General features: G+C 42.5%; 17 protein-coding genes. All 17 read right to left on the reverse strand.

Going from position 1 to position 19,523, the window contains the following annotated elements:
* Positions 1 to 60: 60 nt before the first annotated feature.
* Positions 61 to 2,412 carry an FtsK/SpoIIIE family DNA translocase gene (locus FLK61_RS10495; protein WP_176009414.1) on the reverse strand — a complete coding sequence of 784 codons (2,352 nt, stop codon included), beginning with the start codon at positions 2,410 to 2,412 and terminating at the stop codon, positions 61 to 63.
* Between the two features lie 145 nt (positions 2,413 to 2,557).
* Positions 2,558 to 4,228 (reverse strand): ribonuclease J, encoded by a 1,671-nt coding sequence (locus FLK61_RS10500; protein ID WP_176009415.1) that lies wholly within the window; start codon positions 4,226 to 4,228, stop codon positions 2,558 to 2,560.
* A 206-nt stretch (positions 4,229 to 4,434) separates the two neighbouring features.
* On the reverse strand, positions 4,435 to 5,322 hold the full coding sequence (dapA, locus tag FLK61_RS10505) for a 4-hydroxy-tetrahydrodipicolinate synthase (RefSeq protein ID WP_176009416.1): 888 nt from the start codon (positions 5,320 to 5,322) through the stop codon (positions 4,435 to 4,437).
* An 18-nt stretch (positions 5,323 to 5,340) separates the two neighbouring features.
* The gene (gene dapG / locus FLK61_RS10510) at positions 5,341 to 6,543 is read right to left on the reverse strand and encodes an aspartate kinase (protein ID WP_176009417.1); all 1,203 of its coding nucleotides are present in this window, start codon (positions 6,541 to 6,543) and stop codon (positions 5,341 to 5,343) included.
* Between the two features lie 25 nt (positions 6,544 to 6,568).
* Positions 6,569 to 7,615 carry an aspartate-semialdehyde dehydrogenase gene (locus FLK61_RS10515; protein WP_176009418.1) on the reverse strand — a complete coding sequence of 349 codons (1,047 nt, stop codon included), beginning with the start codon at positions 7,613 to 7,615 and terminating at the stop codon, positions 6,569 to 6,571.
* 109 nt (positions 7,616 to 7,724) lie between these two features.
* A complete protein-coding gene (locus FLK61_RS10520) occupies positions 7,725 to 8,318 on the reverse strand; it encodes a dipicolinate synthase subunit B (protein WP_176009419.1) in 594 nt (197 codons plus the stop codon).
* Positions 8,319 to 8,341: 23 nt separating this feature from the next.
* Complete coding sequence (locus FLK61_RS10525; RefSeq protein WP_176009420.1) at positions 8,342 to 9,055, reverse strand: hypothetical protein; 714 nt, start codon at positions 9,053 to 9,055, stop codon at positions 8,342 to 8,344.
* Positions 9,056 to 9,446: 391 nt separating this feature from the next.
* On the reverse strand, positions 9,447 to 9,698 hold the full coding sequence (locus FLK61_RS10530; protein ID WP_176009421.1) for a YlmC/YmxH family sporulation protein: 252 nt from the start codon (positions 9,696 to 9,698) through the stop codon (positions 9,447 to 9,449).
* Between the two features lie 13 nt (positions 9,699 to 9,711).
* Positions 9,712 to 10,947 (reverse strand): M16 family metallopeptidase, encoded by a 1,236-nt coding sequence (locus tag FLK61_RS10535; RefSeq protein WP_176009422.1) that lies wholly within the window; start codon positions 10,945 to 10,947, stop codon positions 9,712 to 9,714.
* Positions 10,948 to 10,963: 16 nt separating this feature from the next.
* Positions 10,964 to 11,878, reverse strand: coding sequence for a polysaccharide deacetylase family protein (locus tag FLK61_RS10540; protein ID WP_176009423.1), 915 nt, complete (start codon positions 11,876 to 11,878; stop codon positions 10,964 to 10,966).
* A 168-nt stretch (positions 11,879 to 12,046) separates the two neighbouring features.
* Positions 12,047 to 14,137, reverse strand: a complete 2,091-nt coding sequence (gene pnp / locus FLK61_RS10545; RefSeq protein WP_176009424.1) for a polyribonucleotide nucleotidyltransferase — start codon at positions 14,135 to 14,137, stop codon at positions 12,047 to 12,049.
* Positions 14,138 to 14,358: 221 nt separating this feature from the next.
* Positions 14,359 to 14,628, reverse strand: coding sequence for a 30S ribosomal protein S15 (rpsO, locus tag FLK61_RS10550; protein ID WP_176009425.1), 270 nt, complete (start codon positions 14,626 to 14,628; stop codon positions 14,359 to 14,361).
* Between the two features lie 129 nt (positions 14,629 to 14,757).
* Positions 14,758 to 15,690, reverse strand: a complete 933-nt coding sequence (ribF, locus tag FLK61_RS10555; protein WP_176009426.1) for a riboflavin biosynthesis protein RibF — start codon at positions 15,688 to 15,690, stop codon at positions 14,758 to 14,760.
* A gap of 34 nt (positions 15,691 to 15,724) precedes the next feature.
* Positions 15,725 to 16,654, reverse strand: a complete 930-nt coding sequence (gene truB / locus FLK61_RS10560; protein ID WP_176009427.1) for a tRNA pseudouridine(55) synthase TruB — start codon at positions 16,652 to 16,654, stop codon at positions 15,725 to 15,727.
* Positions 16,655 to 16,719: 65 nt separating this feature from the next.
* A complete protein-coding gene (gene rbfA / locus FLK61_RS10565) occupies positions 16,720 to 17,067 on the reverse strand; it encodes a 30S ribosome-binding factor RbfA (RefSeq protein ID WP_176009428.1) in 348 nt (115 codons plus the stop codon).
* A gap of 27 nt (positions 17,068 to 17,094) precedes the next feature.
* Positions 17,095 to 17,376 carry a DUF503 domain-containing protein gene (locus tag FLK61_RS10570; RefSeq protein WP_176009429.1) on the reverse strand — a complete coding sequence of 94 codons (282 nt, stop codon included), beginning with the start codon at positions 17,374 to 17,376 and terminating at the stop codon, positions 17,095 to 17,097.
* Positions 17,373 to 19,520 (reverse strand): translation initiation factor IF-2, encoded by a 2,148-nt coding sequence (gene infB, locus FLK61_RS10575; protein ID WP_176009430.1) that lies wholly within the window; start codon positions 19,518 to 19,520, stop codon positions 17,373 to 17,375. Before infB ends, FLK61_RS10570 begins: the two co-directional genes overlap by 4 nt.
* Positions 19,521 to 19,523: the final 3 nt, after the last annotated feature.

Raw genomic sequence — 19,523 nt, forward strand, 5'->3', positions numbered from 1 at the left:
TATATCCCTTAGTCGTAAGAATAATGTATCACGAAATCACGAAGCAAACTATTTTTTTTTTTACACTTCCTCTTGCTCCTTCGCAACTAACACTTCTCGAGGTTTACTTCCCTCGTAAGGTCCTACTACTCCTCGTTGCTCCATTTCATCAATTAAACGAGCTGCCCTGGCATATCCGACTCTAAAGCGACGCTGTAACATCGACACGGAAGCCGTTTGCATCTCCGTGACTAATGTGACGGCATCATCATAAAGTTCATCTGACACTTCACTTAGCTCTTGCTCTGGTTTATCTGATGGCATCATCTCAGTCGCATACTGGGCTTTTTGTTGCTCAATGCAATGCCTTACCACCTTTTCTACCTCCGAATCGGATAAGAAAGCTCCTTGAATACGTGTAGGTTTAGACGCACCGACAGGTAAGAAGAGCATGTCTCCTTTACCTAATAGCTTCTCCGCACCAGAGCCGTCTAGAATCGTTCGTGAGTCCGTGCTACTTGATACGCCGAAAGCAATACGTGAAGGAATATTTGCTTTAATGACGCCAGTGATAACATCTACTGACGGTCGCTGCGTTGCAATAATTAAATGAATCCCAGCGGCTCTTGCCATTTGTGCTAAGCGAGTGATAGCATCTTCGACCTCAGATGATGCGACCATCATTAAATCTGCGAGCTCATCCACGATGACCACGATATATGGCAATGGTTTATATTGCTCGTCCTCCGCTCGCGATTCGTTCTCGCGTTTAATGTAAGAATTATACCCCTCAATATTCCTCGTTCCAGTAGAGGCAAATAGCTCATAGCGTCGCTCCATTTCATTGACTACCTTTTTAAGCGCCTGAGCGGCTTTCTTCGGCTCCGTTACGACAGGAGAAAGAAGGTGGGGGATGCCATTGTACACATTAAGCTCCACCATTTTAGGATCAATCATCATAAGCTTTACTTCGTGAGGTTTACTTCTAAGTAGAATACTAACAATAATGCCATTAATACAAACCGATTTACCGCTACCAGTTGCTCCAGCGACTAATAAGTGAGGCATTTTATTGAGGTCAGCCATAACAGCATCTCCTGAAATATCGCGCCCTAGCGCTGTGGAGAGGGGGTTTGTCGACTGCTTCATCGTTGGTGCATCTAACACTTCACGAAGCGTCACAAGCGACACCTCTTGGTTTGGGACCTCAATCCCAATCGCAGATTTACCCGGAATTGGCGCTTCCATGCGGATATCCTTCGCAGCGAGTGCTAAAGCTAGGTCATCGGACAAATTCACAATCCGACTTACTTTAACGCCTGTTGATGGATAAACTTCATATTTCGTAACAGAAGGTCCTAAATGTACCTTTGTTACTTTTGCACTTACCCCAAAGCTTTCTAACGTCTTTTCAAGCTTTCTTGCGTTTTTAGAAAGCAAGGAATGCTCTTTTGCTTGCGAAGATTTCTTTGGGTTCATTAAGAGTGTCATCGGAGGTAATGTATAAGAAGCATTTTCCGCTTCTTGAATCACTAGTGAGCCAGTTGCTTTTGTTGCTTCACTGTCCGCTTCTTTCGTGATCGTAACTTTTCCGTCTGTCTCTTCTTCCTCCACATCAATAATTTCTTCTGCAGGTGGAAGCTTTTTAGGTTCATCCTTTGATTCCATTTTGTCTACTTGGCTTGTGAAATCATAAATAATCGGCTCTTCCTCTGTTGGAGTAAAATCTGTATCATCCACATCGTCATCAGTAATTGGTTTTTTTGCCTGTGATGCTTTTTCTTGCTTAGACTGTGATCGCGATTCTTTCCATGTCATAAATCGCTCTTTACTTGATTCTCCAAGTTTTCGAAGCATAGGAAGAGGAAGAGCTCCACCTTTCTTCACCACATCCGTAAAGGAAATGCCCGAGAAGATCATGACTGCAGCGATCATAAGACCGATCGCAAAGATAATCGTCCCGACAGAGGAAAATAAAAAGTAGGTAACAGCAAATCCAACTGCACCAATCATGCCTCCACCAAGCTCCGTTATTTGTGTAGTACCTTGCAACTGTGAAAAGTAAAGAGAGAAAGTTTGTCTTATAACGGACTGATCTCCGAGCGTTAACGTCGTTTCAAGCGAACGGAATAGTTGAACATGGCTAATTAATGTTAATGCAAAAACAAATATGTATATACTAAAATATCTTCTTCCCCAAATAGTTGGGTATTTTCTTTTTATCATTATATAAAGTGCCAATAAAAACACGGCACCGGTTAATAAAATATGCCAGCTCCCTAAAAAGAATCGAAAGAACCAAACGACACTTTCTCCTACAAAGCCTAACTGAGCAAATGTCAATAAGGATACTAGTAGCAGGAACAGTCCTAATAGCTCAAACTTGAGGTGATGCTTCCAAGTGGAGCGCTTTTTTTTCGTTTTTTTTGCCATCGTTGTCTCCCTCCCCTTGTCCACAAAAAAAGACGGCGTGAGCCATCTGCGATCTCGAACGCTTGTTTGTTATTATAGCACATGTCTATTCGTCCATAAATGGGTAAAAAACTGCCCTAACTAGACGTCAGGGCAGTAACATACGTTATGCTTCCATAATAATAGGCATGATCATTGGACGACGCTTTGTTTTTTCATAAAGAAACTTACTAAGCTGGTCGCGCACCTGACTCTTAAGCTGTGCCCATTCAGTTTGTTTTTCGCTCATTGCGCTTGTCAGCGATGTACGTACGAGTTCTTCCGCATCTTTGATCAATGCTTCTGATTCTCGCACATAGACAAAGCCACGCGAAATAATATCTGGACCTGACAAAATATCATCATGCTTTTTATTGAGCGTGACAACAACGACTAAAATACCATCTTTAGAAAGGAGTCTGCGGTCGCGTAACACGATGTTCCCGACGTCTCCTACTCCAAGTCCATCAATTAAGACATGACCAGAAGGAATTTTATTCGTTTGACTTGCTTTACGCTTCGAGAATTCTACGATATCTCCCTTTTCTAAAAGGAAGATATTTTGAGGCTCGACACCTACTGAAAGCGCAAGCTGTCTGTGAGCATGCTGCATACGATACTCTCCGCTAACCGGAATAAAGTATTGAGGCTTCACAACGTTTAACATCAGCTTCAACTCTTCTTGACCAGCATGACCTGATACATGAATCTTTTTCGTGCGACCGTATACGACTCTCGCACCTGTTCGTGAAATGATATCAATCATTTGAGACACAAGCTTCTCATTCCCAGCAGTAGGCATCGCAGAGATAATCACACGATCCATTCCGTCGATACGGAAGTGAGGGTTTGAACCTTTTGCCATACGCACAAGCTCACTCATCGGCTCGCCTTGGCTGCCTTCAGTTAGAACTACTACGCTATCTTTAGGCATTTTCTTAACTTCCTTTTTTGGGATAAAAAGATCGTCTTCATCTGTTAAGTAGCCTAACTCTAACGCAATGGTAACTGCTCGTTCAATTAGCTTTCCTACAACCGCTACTTTACGGTCTGTATTTTTAGCCGCTTGAAGAACTTGTTCGATGCGGTGAATATGAGTCGCAAATACGGAGACTACAATAGCACCTGGAGCCTCATGGAACGCATCCTTTAGACCATCAGAGATGACGGATTCTGATGGTGAATGCCCTGGCATTTCTGCATTTGAACTATCTGAAAGAAGTGCTAATACACCTTTTTCGCCAATTTCAGTAAGCTTACCTAGCTCCGTTACTAAACCATCTACAGGATTTTGATCAAACTTGAAATCTCCCGTATAAATGATCGGTCCCTGTGAGGTATGAATCACAACGCCGAGCGGATCTGGAATGCTGTGATTTGTTCGGAAGAAGCTTACAGGTGCTCGTCCTACTTTAATACGAGAATCTGCATGTACTTCCACAAGCTTCGGCTGCCCTTTAAGCTTCACTTCTTGGCACTGATCCTTTACTAGCGCTAGTGTAAACTTTGATCCATACACAGGTACCTGAAGATCGCGCAGTAAATAAGGTACCGCTGCAATGTGCTCTTCGTGTCCGTGCGAGAGAATAATTCCCTTAATTTTATCTTTATTCTCTGTTAAATAGGTTGTATCAGGGATAACGATATCCACGCCGAGCATGTCATCCTCTGGGTGCATACAGCCTGCATCTAAAATAATAATTTCATCATCTAACTCTACTACGTACAAATTCTTTCCTGTTTCGCCTAATCCGCCCAATCCAAATATGCGGATTTTTTCCGTTTGTTGATTCGACAATGCATGTTCCTCCTAAAAATAAAAGTTATTGCTCCGTTCCGCCTCTTCTTGTAAGTATACATGAAGAACTAATTTATAAACAAGCACCGATGTAGGTTTTTAAAAAACGGGCGCTGTAAATAGTGCCGTTTTAGCTTATGTATAGGTGATTCACTCGAAAAAAACTGTCACGCAACCTATAACGGCTACGTGACAGCCTAATCGATTTATTGTTTAAACGGAGAGTGAATCGTTTCTAATGCTTTTTGAACAATTGTTTTTTCTTCCTCAGTCAGTGGAATTAACGGTAGTCTCACTCCACCACTGTTGATTCCTTGAAATGCTAAGGCCGCTTTAACAGGCGATGGACTTGGCGCAATAAACATTGCCTTCATAAGAGGTACGATTCTACCGTGAATGCTACTTGCTCCATGTATATCGCCTTTTAAGTACCGAGCGATCATATCTTGCATATGAGAACCAATAACATGACTCGCCACCGAAACGACACCCGTTGCTCCAATAGCCATAGAAGGAAGCGTTAAGCTATCTTCTCCCGTGTATACAGTGAAATCATCTGGCGTATTCGAGATAATCGCTGTCATTTGATCTAAATTACCACTAGCCTCTTTCACAGACGTAATATTTTTAATCTGGGAGAGCGCAATAACCGTCTCGGGCAGCATATTAACCATCGTTCGACCCGGCACATTATAAAGCATGACGTCAAGCGATGTTTTGCCTGCAATCGTTTTAAAATGCTCATATAACCCCTGTTGTGATGGCTTGTTGTAGTAAGGTGCTACAAGCATAATTCCGTCTACGTTCGCCTTCTCAGCGCGAATAGTGAGCTCTGCAGTCGCATGCGTATCGTTCATTCCTGTACCCGCAATTACTGGGATTCTGCCCGCTGCAGCACGCACGGATTCCGCATATAACGCCTCTTTCTCCTCTAAACTTAAAGTAGCAGACTCCCCTGTCGTTCCACCAACTACAACAGCATCTGTACCATTTGCGATTAAATAATCTAACAATACCTTAATTTGAGGAAAATCGATTTGACCCTTTTCATTAAAAGGAGTCACCATCGCTGTAACTACTCTACCTATATTCATAAAGACACATCCCCTTTCTTACTTTGTTACCGATAAAAATTTGTCGTGAAGGGCATTAACAGATGTGTTCATATCCTTTTCATGCACAAGCACCCAAATCGTTGTGTGTGAATCTGCAGCCTGTAGAATATCTATTCCTTTTGCTGAGAGTGCCGTAACAATTTTCGCAGTAATACCAGGAACCCCTGACATCCCTGCCCCAACAGCTGACACCTTTGCTACTGGATACAGTGCTTTTGCATGTAACCCTAATTTCTCAATGGTTACCTTCACTTTTTCTAAAATCGAAAGAGGGACCGTAAACATAACTTCCTCTGTTTGAATCGAAATAAAATCAACAGATATTCCATTCTTAGCAAGCTCTTCAAAAATGATCGCCTGGTCATTAATAGACGTGGTCGAGACTGTTACTTGCGCTAAATCTTTTACGTGAGCGATTCCCGTAATAGGACGATCCGAGACGTCTCCACCTCGTTTATCAGACGTGCTTGATGTTATTAGTGTCCCGAGATCATCATCCATCGTAGATCGAATACGAACTGGTACCTTTGCTTGCATCGCGACCTCGACAGCACGCGGATGTATCACTTTGGCACCTTGATACGCCATATTGCATACCTCGTTATAGCTCACGACAGAGAGCGTGTGTGCATTATTCACGACACGAGGATCGGCTGTCATAATCCCTGGAACATCAGTAAAGATATCCACATATTCTGCTTCAAGCGCCGCTCCTATTGCTGTAGCAGATGTATCAGAGCCACCTCTCCCAAGAGTAGCCGTAACACCTTTCACTGTCTCCCCTTGGAAACCAGTTACGACAACCACATCAACCGTTTGAAGGGCTTGCTCTAATGGCTCTGAGCGTACTTCAATGATACGTGCATCACCAAAATCTTCCGTTGTGCGGAATCCAGCCTGTGCGCCTGTCATGGCTAGCGACGCTACTCCTTTATGCTGAAGCAACGAGGAAAACACGACAGATGAGATGGTTTCACCGCACGCTAAAAGCTGATCCTCTTCCCGCTTTGACAAAGGTCCTTCGGCAAGAGAAAGCAACGTATCCGTCGCATAGGGATCACCAGATCTGCCCATAGCAGACACGACGACAACGACTTTATACCCTTCTTGAAGCGCTTGAATGACATGCTCAGAGGAGCGCTCTCGACGTTCTTTTGTTTGTAAGGACGTCCCACCAAATTTTTGCACTACTACCTTCATACACCTATCCTCAGCCTTCTATTGTCTATTTTAATAAACCTAATTTTACAAGTGAAAAAGCAATTTGAACCGAATTTAACGCTGCGCCCTTTAAGAGGTTATCCGCAACGATCCACATATGGAATCCTTTTGGCTCATCAATATCCTGTCTAATTCGGCCAACAAAAACAGGATCCTTTCCTTTAGCCTCTGACGCTAATGGATATACTTGGTTAGAAGGATCATCTTGCAATGTGACGCCAGGTGCCTCTTCAAGTAGGCTTCTAACTTTGGCTACATCTAACCCTTCTTTTTCTACTTCTACATAAACAGACTCGGAGTGCCCTGTCTCGACAGGAAGTCGCACACATGTCGCTGCCACTTTAATTGATTCGTCTTCCATAATCTTTTTCGTTTCATTAATCATTTTCATTTCTTCATACGTGAATCCATTCTCTTGGAATACGTCGATTTGAGGCACCGCATTAAATGCGATTTGATAATGCTTTTTATCTCCTGAGACAGGTAATACTTTTGGCTCTATCTCTTCCTCATTTAATAGCTGTTGCGTTTGCTCATACATTTCATCAATCGCATTAACACCAGCTCCTGATACTGCCTGGTATGTAGAAACGACGATGCGAGATAACCCATAGTCACGTCTTAGTGGCTCTAATGCCGCTACCATTTGGATCGTCGAACAGTTTGGGTTCGCAATGATTCCGTTATGCTCGTGTAGAGCATGCTCATTTACTTCAGGTACGACTAAAGGAACATCCTTATCCATTCGGAACGCGCTCGTATTATCAACGACAATCGCACCTCTTTTTACTGCTTCTTTTGCAAGCGCCTTTGAAACGGATCCTCCTGCACTGAATAAAGCAAGCTGAATTCCTTCGAATGATTCTGGAGTTGCTTCCTCAACAGTAAGTTCTTCATTTTTAAATGTTATTTTTTTACCAGCCGAACGAGCTGATGATAAAAGTTTCATTGATGCAATTGGGAACGATAGGCGATCTAATGTTTTGAGCATTTGTTCTCCTACTGCTCCTGTGGCTCCTACTATTGCTACGTGAAATCCTGCATGTGACATTGTTATTCTCCCTTCCTATTCCCATTCATATAATAGATTAGAAGCCCTTTTTACGAAGGGCCTCCTTTACACTATCTTTATATTCTATCAAGTGTTCGACACTTTTGCATTAACTGTTCACTTTTTGGCGTAAAATAGGCTGAATCTGTTTGTGATCTAAAGCATGCTCAATCGTTGTCATAATAAGCTCCATGTGAGCTACTAAAGAGGTAGGTTTATTAAAAGGCGCGTCCTGTCCAAATGGCACAAAGTAGATGTTTTTTGCATTTATGAGACGCATGACATTGATTCCGTTTAATCCAAGCCCATCATTTGTGGAAATAGCAAGTACAACTGGTCTACCAGTTCGAAGCGTTGCTTTTGCCCCCATCAATACAGGGGTGTCTGTCATGGCGTTTGCAAATTTACTCATCGAGTTTCCTGTTAAAGGAGCGATTAACATGCAGTCCAGTGGCGTCTTGGGACCGAATGGCTCTGCTTTTACGATAGAATCTACTAATGGCTCTGGCGTAATTCGTTTGATCTCTTCTTGCCAAGACGAACTCGTTCCAAACTTCGTATCTGTTGTCATAAACGTAGGTGACACAAACGGCGTTACTTTTGCTCCAGCATCTACTAACGCCTGCATTGGTCCTATCACTTCTTCGTACGTGCAATGTGAACCAGTTATCCCAAATCCAATATGTTTACCCGACACATTCATGTATGTTCCCCATTTCATTCAAATTAACCATTTTGACTTTCCCACTCAATAAACTGCGCTATATTTTCACCAGAAGACCGAGGAGCAACGATTGCAGGTAAGCTTGGTAATTTTTTATACTCTGCGTTGGGCGCATGAATAAACATGTCTTTTGCTGTCACAATATCCAGTACAAGACTCGCTTGACTCGTTTTATCAATAACCGCAGCTGGAATCGTGTTAATGACAATATCCACTTCCTCGATGCTTGTAATCTCTTTTAAGAGTAAAGCTTTTAACCGACTCTTTTCTATCTGAAAATGGGTGTAACAGCCAACATTAGCTCCGACTGCCGCAAGCCTTCTCGCGATAGAAATACCAGTTTTGCCAGCACCTACTACTGCAATAGAAGTCTCAAATATACTTTTATCTGTATCTGATAAGACATGCATCAAGATCCCTTCCGCTGTTAGTCCTGCCTGATACCAAGACACACTGTCATCCTTCATCCACTCAATCACTTTGCCACCACTTGCAAAGACATCTTTAAGTAAAAAGGCAGGAGCAATCCCACAAAAGTGATAAGGGATCTGCCTCCATTTTGCATCTCGTTTATCAGGTCCTTTAACAGGCCACACTAGCGCATCCGCTACTGGTATGTCATCATCAGGATGTAGAAGCGAAACACGATGTTTAAGCTTTAGCCAGTCTGCTAAATAGCGATATCTAGGATCTGCGTCTACAACAGCTACATGCATACATCATCCCTCCTTTACCTATAGTCGTACTATATGAAGGGTATGTGGGAATGTGCGCCTAATCGGACCGCTTCCTGATTTGCTTAGATTAAGGTATCTGATCGCTCCAATAGAAGGAAGGCTTGGCCAAAAGTGTTTCGAGTAACCGATACTACTTGGTGATTTCTCCTGTTTCATACGACTAAGAACGTTTACGTGCTTAGTTTTCGGGTAGATGATGGTTAAAAAACGGTTAATCGCAACTCGGTTCCGGTTAATCGACGCTTAAATTCGGTTAATCCCAGCTCGGTTCCGGTTAATCGACGATCGGCTCCCATTAACCGCAGAACACCAACCACAAAAAAGGGCTGGGACAAAATAATCGCTTTTGTCCCAGCCCCTTATTTACTTATTAGTATAAAGAATCATGATTATCGACATCGATAATGATCATATCCTTGCCAACTTTTTTAATTTGATTCCAAGGAACAGTCAGATCGCTTCCACGCTTACTTAATCCAAACCATTTTAGCGAGGGAATAATAAGTGCTTGCACCTTGCCTTCCTTTTCATCAATTAATAGATCGGTTTGACCTAAGACACCTAACCGTTCTCCTCGATCAAAATCCACAATTTCCTTTTGACCTATCTCACTGAGTCTCACAGCAATCAGCCCCTTAAATAAAGCTTGATGGTAGTTCACCCTTTGTGCTAACAAGAGACATAGCAGGCTTAGTCGTTAAAATCGCTTTAGCAACGTCAATGATATCCTCTAAGGTTACTGCATCAATAAACTCCGTTGTCTCTTCAATGGTCTTATGTTCACCTAAAAGTAGCTCATTCTTACCTAAACGCATCATTCTGCTACTCGTACTTTCTAGACTTAGTAAGAGAGATCCTTTAAGTTGCTCTTTGCCGTTAGCTAGCTCTTTTTCAGTAATACCGTTCTCACTTACATCTTTTAATGTATCCTGAATCACTTTATTGACCTCTTCAAGCTGACTTTCCTTAGACCCAACATAAATCGTGACAGAGCCACTGTCTATATAAGAGGTATGGAAGGAGAAGACCGAATATGCTAAACCTCTTTCTTCTCTAATCTCTTGGAAAAGTCGGCTGCTCATACTTCCACCTAATGCGTTATTAAGTAAGATGAGAGCATATAGTCGTGAATCTGTTGAAGCAAACCCCTCATAGTTAAGGCAAAAATGCGCTTGCTCTGTTTCTTTCGCTTTCGTTTCAATAGACGGATAAAAAATTGGCTTCTCAATTTGTGGCTGTGGCTGCGCTTTTGGAAGCATCTCAAATAACGATTCAATATGCGCAATAAGCTCATCATCTAGGTTACCAACGATTGACACGACTGTGTTACCGCCATGATAGTTAGACGTCATATAATCAAATAAATTAGCTTTGTTAAATCCATCGATCGTTTCTTCTGTTCCTAAAATTGGAGCGGCAAGTGGATGATCTTGATACGTTGCCTTAGCAAGCAACTCGTGAACGAGATCGTCTGGTGTATCATCATACATACTGATCTCTTCTTTTACGACACCTTTCTCTTTCCCCATTTCAACCTCATCGAAGGTAGAGTGAAAGAACATGTCCGTTAACACATCTAGTGCGTGCCTTGCATGCGTATCAACAACTTTTGCATAGTAACACGTATATTCTTTAGCTGTCATCGCGTTTACTTGACCGCCTATCGAATCGAAGGCTTCGGCGATATCTCTCGCTGAACGAGATTTTGTCCCTTTAAACAGCATATGCTCGATAAAATGAGCCATTCCATTTTGTTTTCCAATTTCGTATCTTGAGCCCGTACCTACCCAAATCCCCATTGAAATAGAGCGTACGCGATCATTTTTTTCTAGTACAATTCTAAGTCCGTTCGGACATGTATATCGTTTCATGTAAATCCCCCAACTTTTAATCAACACGCTTCTCACTCAACAGTTCGCTGACTGACAGGAGTGATAGCCCTTTTGTTTGTAATCCCTCTATAATGGTATCTAATGCCTCAGATGAAGCTTTTGTAGGATGCATCAACATGAGCGTCCCAGGCGCCGCTTCTTTAATGACCCTACTCGCCATCGAAGTAGGATCAGGATTTCGCCAATCTACCGTGTCTACCGTCCATAATACCGTATATAAGCCATACTCTCTAGCGATATCCACAACTTCTTGTCGATAGCTTCCACTCGGTGGTGCAAACAACGTTGGCTTAACACCTGTTGTTACTTGGATCACTGTTTGTGTTTTATCGATTTCCTCTCGAATTTTAGAGGCTGTGAGCGACTTCATATCAGGATGACTATACCCGTGATTACCTACTTCGTGACCGGCTTCAACGATCATGGTTGCGAGCGCCTTATTCTTATTTGTCCAAGACCCATCTAAGAAAAACGTTGCTTTAACTTTATGTTGTTCTAATGTTTCGAGCATTGGTAAGAGGTACTCATTTCCCCAAGCTACATTAATCATTAATGCAGTAGCGGCCTTTTTGTTATTGCCCTTATAAATTGGTGTCGGTTCTAGGTCTTGTAAGTGGACGCTTGGCGACACCTCGTTGTAGGCGAGCTTCGTCTCGTCAAATTGCTTATCCATCCTCTTTAATGACGCCTCTATATCAACTTCACGCCCATTGTATCCTGGGATCGCTTTCCATACAGGATCTATGTAGGCATCAATTGGACTTTCATTTCGTTCCGATGCCGCCTGTTTAATATCGTCTTCTGATGCTATAGCAGTAAGTACCTCAGGATGTCCAGCTACTTGTACAACAATAATGAAGGAGATCATCAGCGTTAAAAATGACCCTCCGATTAATGCGATCTTTTTCATTCTTCTCCCCCCTTATATGGAGGGTATGACAACAGTTGGTCAAGTAGTACAGGCTATCTGGAGAAATCTTTTGCATAGCCTAAAGCGATACACTTAGATAATCTCTTCTAAACACCGTTAAAAAAGGCCGAGTGATATGCCACTCGGCCTTTTGCTACCTCTTACCTCTTACTTCTCTTCCGTTAATAGTACTTTGCGAGAAAGGTTTACGCGACCTTGATTGTCGATTTCCGTAACTTTCACTTTTACTACGTCACCGATTGCCACAACGTCTTCTACTTTCGCTACGCGCTCATTTGCAAGCTGTGAAATGTGAACAAGACCGTCTTTACCTTTAAATAGCTCTACAAAGGCACCGAACTTCTCGATACGCTTTACTTTACCATCATAGACTTCGCCTACTTCCACTTCACGAACGATGTCTTCAATGATTGCTTTCGCTTTATCGTTCATCGAAGAATCAAGAGAAGAGATGTACACTGTACCATCTTGCTCGATATCAATTTTAACACCAGTGTCTTCAATGATTTGATTGATGATTTTTCCGCTCGGTCCAATTACGTCACGAATCTTATCTGGATTAATAGACATCGTAATGATCTTAGGAGCATAAGCGCTAAGCTCTGTACGTGGCTCTGCGATAGCAGATAGCATGTTATCTAGAATTGCCATGCGTCCTTGTTTAGCTTGAGACAATGCTTCCTCAAGTACTTTACGATCAATTCCGTCAATCTTAATATCCATTTGAAGTGCCGTAACACCTTGAGCAGTTCCTGCTACTTTAAAGTCCATGTCTCCAAGCGCATCTTCCATACCTTGAATATCCGTTAATACTACTACGTCATCTTCATATTTCACAAGACCCATCGCGATTCCGGCTACAGGAGCTTTAAGTGGTACACCCGCTGCCATCATTGCTAGTGTACTCGCACAAATACTTGCTTGAGAAGTAGAACCGTTAGATTCTAATACTTCAGATACGAGACGAATTGTATATGGGAAGTCCTTTTCAGAAGGAATAACTTTCTCAAGTGCACGTTCACCTAGTGCCCCGTGACCAATTTCACGACGACCCGGACCACGAATTGGTCCAGTTTCCCCTACACTAAATAGTGGGAAGTTGTAGTGGTGCATGAATCTTTTCGACTCTTCGATTCCAAGTCCATCAAGTACCTGTACGTCTCCAAGTGCACCTAACGTACAAACACTTAGTGCTTGCGTTTGTCCACGTGTGAAGAGACCAGATCCATGAGTACGCTGAAGGATATCTACTTCAGATGCTAATGAACGAATCTCATCGTGACGGCGCCCATCAGGACGAAGGTTTTCTTGCGTGATTAGCTTTCTAACTGTGTTCTTTACAAGCTTATCTAACACGCCTTTTACGTCAGAAGTACGATCTTCTTCCGCCTCAGCGTAATCCATTAATACATCATCGTACACGTTTTTGATAGCTGTATCACGAGCTTGCTTATCTACGACAGTTGCCGCTTCAACAAGCTTGTTACCAACCTTTTGCTTCACTTCTTCAAGAAGCTCTTCATCCGTTTTAAGTAAAACGACATCCATTTTTTCTGTGCTGCATGCTTCAACAATCTCTTCTTGGAAAGCAACAAGACGCTTAATTTCTTCATGTCCGAAGAGAATTGCCTCAAGCATTGCTTCCTCAGGAACTTCATCAGCACCGGCTTCAACCATGTTGATTGCGTGCTTTGTACCAGCAACGATTAAGTCGATATCCGACTTAGCCATTTGCTCTCCAGTTGGATTAATAATGAATTCGTTATCGATTCTACCAACTGTCACTCCTGCGATTGGTCCTGCAAACGGGATATTAGACACAGAAAGTGCTAATGATGATCCGATCATTGCAGCCATCTCAGACGAGCAATCCTGATCATTAGACATAACAATGCTGATGACTTGTACATCATTACGGAATCCGTCTGGGAATAATGGACGGATTGGTCGGTCGATCAAGCGGCTAGTTAAAACTGCATGGTCAGATGGACGTCCTTCACGCTTAATAAATCCTCCTGGAATCTTACCAGCAGCGTAAAGTCTCTCCTCGTAGTTCACTGTTAATGGGAAAAATGGTAGATCTTTTGGCTCTTTAGATGCTGTCGCTGTAGATAATACTGCTGTATCGCCGTAGCGTACTAGAACAGCTCCGTTCGCTTGCTTAGCAAATTGACCAGTCTCAACTGTGAGCGTTCTTCCAGCCCATTCTGTAGAAAATACTTGTTTTCCTTGGGTCATGTTATTGTAGTGCTCCTCTCGCCTAAATAAATTTATAGTCTGTATGTAAACGTATAATACGGTACAACATATGGAATCCTTCCCCATCATATCAGAAATGGAGCAGGATTGAAAGCACACGTATAGCGTATCCGTATAGCGAATTTACTATACGTCACGAGTTTGGTTATACCTGTTTAACTCCATAATAAAAAGCGGGAGAAAACTCCCGCTTAGTGAACTTATCGACGAAGTCCTAAATTGTCAACTAGCTGACGGTAACGAGTAACGTCTTTGTTACGAAGATACGTTAACAGGTTACGACGCTGTCCAACCATCTTAAGTAGGCCACGACGTGAGTGGTGGTCCTTCTTGTGTGTACGTAAGTGATCGTTTAGCGTGTTGATTTGCTCCGTTAGGATAGCTACCTGCACTTCTGGAGAACCAGTGTCGCTCTCGTGCGTCTTAAATTGAGCAATAATTTCGTTCTTACGCTCTTGTGTTAATGCCATCCTATTCACCTCCCTTAATAAATTATCCCCGTTTGCTGAGCGAACGTCGGTGAGTCGTTACGCCAAGCATCGGTTCGACTTTTATACTTTACTACATATTGTTTATAGACGCAAGGGATAAACGATAATCTATGTAGAAAGAATTTCAACAGCTGTTTGCTTGTCTTTATTAATTTGTTCTTTTAATGCGTCGAGTGAGTCAAACTTCTTTTCCGCACGAATAGAGGCTACAAAAGTCACTCGCGCGTCCTTATCGTATATGTCCCCTGTGAAATCAAAAATGTGTACTTCGACAGCAGGGGCATCTGGTCTTTCCTCGTGAAAGGTTGGTTTATAACCGATGTTACATACGCCGTTTAGTATCTCGCCGTCTATCTCGATTGTCACGGCATAAACGCCGGTAGCGGGAACTAATAAGGAATCACTCGGTTCCACATTCGCCGTCGGAAAGCCAATCGTCCGTCCTCTCTTCTCGCCATGCACGACAGTGCCTAAGAGAGAATAGTGTCGACCTAAATAGGCATTTGCAGCTTCTAAATCATTCTTTAATAGCGCATCGCGAATACGAGTCGAGCTCACTTTCTCATTATCAGCTTCGAATTTAGTGACCGTTGTATGCGTCACTTTTCCGCGCGCGTGATAAGAAAACGAATCCATCGTGCCCTTACCTAAGCGACCGTAGGAGTAATCAAACCCAGCTACAACGTGCGAAACATTTAGGTCGATGATATATTGATCGATAAACTGCTGAGGGGAAAGCTCCGCAAACCGCTTCGTAAATGCTACAACAAATAGGTAATCAACACCAAGCTCTTCAATAAGCGCACACTTATCTTGCAAGTTTGTCAAATATTTTACGGAAGCCCCGTGACGTAATACTTCTTTAGGATGTGGATCAAACGTCATCACAGCTGACTTTAATCCGTGATCATTCGCGTGGTCAATTGCAGTTTGTATCACGTGCTTATGGCCACTATGGACACCATCAAAAAAACCTAATGCCATCGACATTTTAGGATAGTCCGACTTAAAAATTGGGTGAGACAAGTGAATTATTTGCAAAACTGCCACCTACTTTTATCAATAATCAGGCAGATTATACAAGCCCACGAATCATTTTTTCGGGCTTCATCATACCTGCTCGTTTAGGGTCATGCTTATAGAGCGCAAGACACTCCTGATTTTGATTATACAAAGCAATAAAATCCCCGGCAAGCTTATTCACTTCTTCAGGAGTATCAATTATTGCTCCGTTGCGAACCTTTTCTTCTAATTCAGGAGATACTGTAATGACAGGAAAGCGTGAAAGGGCATGCTCTACGCTTAATAACAAGCTTCGTTCTTGTCCGATCTCCGCCTTCGCTTCGATTTGCTCTAATGTGAAGCAATCTTCTTTTTTAAACGCACCACTTTCAAGTCTCACTAAATCAGACATGTGTGCCGGGTACCCTAGCTTTTCTCCGATTTGGACAGAAAGGGTGCGGACATATGTACCTTTACTGCATTCTACTTCGTAGGAAAAAGTAAGCTTACCATCTTCTTGTCTAATGTCACTTGTGCGAGTTAAAGAATAAATCGTAATCTGCCTTACAGGACGTTCTACTGATAAGCCTGCGCGTGCATATTCATACAGCTTTTTCCCGTTTACTTTTATAGCAGAGTACATCGGTGGGACTTGGCTAAGCTCGCCTTCAAACGATGCTAAAACACGGTCGACTTCTTCCTCGGTAATTTCTCTGTCTACACGCTTTTGATCTACCACTTCTCCAGATGCATCTTCTGTTGTCGTCGAAAATCCAAGGGTCACTTCTCCCGCGTACACTTTTTTGTCAGCGGTTAAATATTCGACAATCTTCGTTGCTTTCCCAATACAAATTGGTAAAACTCCCTCTACATCTGGGTCTAGCGTTCCCGTGTGTCCTGCCTTTTTAGTCTTATAAAAACGCCTTGCTCGTTGAACGGCATCAAATGAGGTGATTCCACGTGGTTTCCACAAAGGCAATACGCCAATTAGTTCTTCAGACATTACTCTACCCCTCTCTAAACGCGAAAGAAGAGCTGTCCCATAAGGTGTAGGACAGCCCTCTTTTACTACTCTTTACTATTCATTTTGCGAATTAATTCTTCAATACGATTTCCTTGCTCAATGCTCTCATCCACTTGGAAGAAGAGCTCAGGCGTCTTACGAAGCTGAATGCGGCTTCCGATTTCTTTACGGATAAACCCCTTCGCTTTTTCAAGTGCCTTAAGTGAATCAGATCGCTCGGAATCTTCTCCATATACAGTGACAAACACGGTTGCCTGCTGAAGGTCACCAGTAACCTCTACGTCTGTTACTGTAATAAATCCAATACGAGGATCCTTTAATTCACGTTGCAAAATTGCGGAAATCTCTTTTTTAATTTGCTCTGCTACTCTATTAGCTCGAACATTTGCCATATTGATTCACTCCTCATCAAAAGTTAGCTAAAGCCATTCCCAATCTACTTTCGTAACCTCTAATTTCTCATTACGATCAAGCAGATCAATGACTCGCTGTAGCTCACGCTCTACAATAACGCGATCACCACTTACACTTAGTGCTACCCATTCTGCACGTTGCCAAACATTTTGATGATCAATTTCCGAAAAAGATACGTTATATTGTCTTCTAATACGATCAGCAACACTCTTTATAACCGAGCGTTTCTCTTTTAACGATTGTGCGTCATAAATGATCGCTTCGATTCGAATTAAGCCAATGATCAACGCGCAATTTCTTCCATAATGTAGGCTTCGATCGTGTCGCCTTCCTTCACATCATTAAAGCCATCAAGCGTTATTCCACACTCGTAGTTCTTCGCAACTTCTTTTACATCATCTTTAAAGCGTTTTAGGGCCTGTAAGCCACCTTCAAAGATAACAACACCGTCACGGATTAAGCGTACATCTGAATCACGAGTGATCTTACCATCCGTTACGTAAGAACCTGCAATAGAACCAACTTTAGAAACCTTGAACACTTGACGCACTTCTGCTTGACCAATCACTTTTTCTTCATAAATTGGATCAAGAAGCCCCTTCATCGCAGCTTCAATTTCTTCGATCGCTGCATAAATAACACGGTGTAAGCGAATGTCTACTTTTTCAGACTCAGCTACACGCTGTGTATTTGCATCAGGACGAACGTTGAAACCGATGATGATTGCTTTAGATGCAGAAGCTAGGATAACGTCTGATTCTGCAATCGCTCCAACGCCGGCGTGGATGATATTGATCTTCGCGCCTTCGACATCGATTTTTTCAAGAGATCCTTTCATTGCTTCCGCAGAACCTTGAACGTCTGCTTTTACAATGACATTGATTTCTTTAATATCACCTTGTTGAATCTGATCGAATAAGTCTTCAAGACTAACCGTAGAGTTCTCTTTACGACTAGCTTCACGCTCGCGCGTTGCTCTTGCTTCCCCAACTTGACGAGCTTTTTTCTCATCCTTAAATACGCGGAATTGATCACCCGCAGAAGGAACAGAGTTTAGACCCGTAATTTCGACCGGCGTAGATGGTCCAGCAGATTTAACACGACGTCCGATGTCATTTACCATCGCTCGTACTTTACCGAAGGCATTACCAACAACGATTGGATCACCAACAGATAGTGTTCCACCTTGAACGAGTAATGTTGCTACCGGTCCACGACCGCGGTCAAGTTCCGCTTCAACAACTGTACCTACTGCCGCTTTATTAGGGTTTGCTTTTAGCTCAGCTACTTCTGAAACAAGAAGGATCATCTCAAGAAGATCATCAATACCTTCTCCATTTAATGCAGATACGTTAACAAAGATTGTTTCTCCACCCCAAGCCTCTGATACAAGGCCGTGCTCCGTTAACTCTTGCATAACGCGATCAGGATTAGATCCCTCTTTATCGATCTTGTTTACCGCAACAATGATTGGTACTTCTGCAGCTTTCGCGTGGTTAATTGCTTCCACCGTTTGAGGCATAACACCATCATCAGCAGCTACTACGAGAATTGTAATATCTGTAACCTGTGCTCCACGAGCTCGCATTGTTGTGAAAGCTGCGTGACCAGGTGTATCTAAGAACGTAATCTTCTTGCCGTTTTCTTCTACTTGGTAAGCACCGATATGCTGCGTGATTCCACCAGCTTCTCCAGCTGTTACCTTCGTATTACGAATGCTATCAAGAAGCGTTGTTTTACCATGGTCAACGTGACCCATGATTGTCACAACAGGTGAGCGCTCTAGAAGGTCTTCTTCGTTATCTTCATCGACAATTGTTTCGAACTCTGTCTCATCAATGATAATCTCTTCTTCGAACTCAACGCCAAAATCAGCAGTTAAAAGCTCCACTGTGTCTTTATCAAGCTCTTGGTTAATTGTCGCCATAACGCCAAGTCCCATAAGCTTCTTGATAATTTCAGAAGGCTCTTTATTTAATTTATTTGCAAACTCACCAACAGAAATAGGTAGTGTAAAGGTAACATGCGTAGGCATTTCCTTCTTCACTTGAGGACGTGGAGTTTGTGTTTGATTCGTCTGGCGTCCTTTATTGTTCCCGCGGTTGTTTTTATTTTGACCGCTATTACGGTTATTTTTCTTCTTATCGTCTTCTTTGAACGTGCGTTTTGTTGTTTTTTCTTTCACAGGCTGTTCCTCAACATTCTTTGGAGATTTTGGTTTAGTACGTTTTGGGTCAGAAGCAACTTTCTTATCTGCAGAACCATTCGATTGATTCTGCTGCTTCGGTTTTTCTAGCTTTTGCATCATTTCTTCTGTCATAACGCTCATGTGGTTGTTAACTTCCACATTTGCTTCTTTTAGCTTCGCTATAACGTCTTTGCTTTGTAAATTTCGCTCTTTTGCATATTCATAAATTCGCACCTTTTTCATGTA

The sequence above is a fragment of the Paenalkalicoccus suaedae genome, from assembly GCF_006965545.2.
GTDB lineage: Bacteria > Bacillota > Bacilli > Bacillales > Salisediminibacteriaceae > Paenalkalicoccus > Paenalkalicoccus suaedae.

Bases quoted from the DNA above. Each gene is read 5' to 3' on its own strand.
- FLK61_RS10540 (WP_176009423.1), bottom strand. From the start codon at position 11,878: ATGAAAAAGATCGCATTAATCGGAGGGTCATTTTTAACGCTGATGATC.
- pnp (WP_176009424.1), bottom strand. From the start codon at position 14,137: ATGACCCAAGGAAAACAAGTATTTTCTACAGAATGGGCTGGAAGAACG.
- rbfA (WP_176009428.1), bottom strand. From the start codon at position 17,067: ATGGCAAATGTTCGAGCTAATAGAGTAGCAGAGCAAATTAAAAAAGAG.
- FLK61_RS10525 (WP_176009420.1), bottom strand. From the start codon at position 9,055: ATGCATGTAGCTGTTGTAGACGCAGATCCTAGATATCGCTATTTAGCA.
- FLK61_RS10515 (WP_176009418.1), bottom strand. From the start codon at position 7,615: ATGTCACATGCAGGATTTCACGTAGCAATAGTAGGAGCCACAGGAGCA.
- dapG (WP_176009417.1), bottom strand. From the start codon at position 6,543: ATGAAGGTAGTAGTGCAAAAATTTGGTGGGACGTCCTTACAAACAAAA.
- FLK61_RS10535 (WP_176009422.1), bottom strand. From the start codon at position 10,947: ATGAAACGATATACATGTCCGAACGGACTTAGAATTGTACTAGAAAAA.
- truB (WP_176009427.1), bottom strand. From the start codon at position 16,654: ATGTCTGAAGAACTAATTGGCGTATTGCCTTTGTGGAAACCACGTGGA.
- infB (WP_176009430.1), bottom strand. From the start codon at position 19,520: ATGAAAAAGGTGCGAATTTATGAATATGCAAAAGAGCGAAATTTACAA.
- dapA (WP_176009416.1), bottom strand. From the start codon at position 5,322: ATGAATATAGGTAGAGTAGTTACAGCGATGGTGACTCCTTTTAATGAA.
- rpsO (WP_176009425.1), bottom strand. From the start codon at position 14,628: ATGGCATTAACACAAGAGCGTAAGAACGAAATTATTGCTCAATTTAAG.
- FLK61_RS10520 (WP_176009419.1), bottom strand. From the start codon at position 8,318: ATGAATGTGTCGGGTAAACATATTGGATTTGGGATAACTGGTTCACAT.
- FLK61_RS10495 (WP_176009414.1), bottom strand. From the start codon at position 2,412: ATGGCAAAAAAAACGAAAAAAAAGCGCTCCACTTGGAAGCATCACCTC.